The sequence below is a fragment of the Pseudomonas sp. PME37.24/025 genome (genome assembly GCF_055556615.1).
Genome location: NZ_JBVHNK010000519.1, coordinates 1 through 228, shown reverse-complemented (window position 1 = coordinate 228; position 228 = coordinate 1). Strand labels below are relative to the sequence as shown.

Below are 228 nucleotides of genomic sequence, written 5' to 3'. Positions count from 1 at the left end.
AGCTCATCAAGACGCCGAAGTCATCGTTCACGCATCGCCTGATCGCCACACGGTACTTCTCCGAGGCGTTGGTCGACCGGGAGTGGCTGCAGGCCCCGGAGGCGCGCCCGCACGTCGACATGACGGCGACCGGCGGGTTCGCCGACGCGGTCCGCGCCGCGCGGGCGGCCATCGAGTCCGCCGCGGACGGCGGCGAGGCGAGCGGGACGGACGGATCGTTGTGGCGCC

The 228-nt window shown here is 72.8% G+C and carries 1 protein-coding gene; it reads left to right on the top strand.

The features are described 5' to 3' along the window. Positions 1–228, top strand: a 228-nt coding sequence (locus ACZ3HH_RS31285) for a hypothetical protein (protein WP_465810637.1), incomplete at both ends; no start/stop codon positions are given.